This window comes from Parasphingorhabdus sp., from assembly GCF_036963805.1.
Taxonomy (GTDB): domain Bacteria; phylum Pseudomonadota; class Alphaproteobacteria; order Sphingomonadales; family Sphingomonadaceae; genus Parasphingorhabdus.
Genome location: NZ_JBALUN010000065.1, coordinates 1 through 526, shown reverse-complemented (window position 1 = coordinate 526; position 526 = coordinate 1). Strand labels below are relative to the sequence as shown.

1 pseudogene is annotated in these 526 nt (G+C 61.4%); it reads right to left on the bottom strand.

The features are described from left to right. Positions 1-526, bottom strand: a pseudogene (locus tag V7676_RS18795) (hypothetical protein); the annotation flags it as partial.

Genomic DNA, 526 nt, shown 5'->3' with positions numbered 1-526 from the left:
GGCCTCCTTGCCACTCTCGACGAAGCCGAAGCTGGATCTGCGATCGAGAGAGGAAAGAGCGATGTTCTCTGCGATGGACAATTGTCCGACGGCCCCGTCCTTGCGACGGTCGTCGGATAGATAGGCAATGCCATCGTCGAAAGCGGCCTTGGGGTGCTGTGGGAGGCTCGATTCTACCGCACCATCGAAGCTGATGGCGCCGGACCTCGCCCTGTTCAGCCCGAATACGGCCTTGGCCAGTTCCTTGGCACCGGCGCCCGGCAGGCCGGTAAAGCCGATGATCTCGCCCTTGCGGATATCCAATCTCTCGAGGTTCACCTGGCTCGCCACGACGTTTCGCAGACTGACCGCGACGGGCTCGCTCTCGAAAGAGCGCCGTTTGCGCTGGAAAAGCAAGAGACCGCGCCCGAGTACGAGTTCGGAAAGCTGTTCGGACTTCATCGAGGCGACATCTTCGCTGCCGCCGGCAAGCACGCCGTCTCTGAGGACGGACACGGCATCGCAGATCTCAAGGATCTCGTCATTG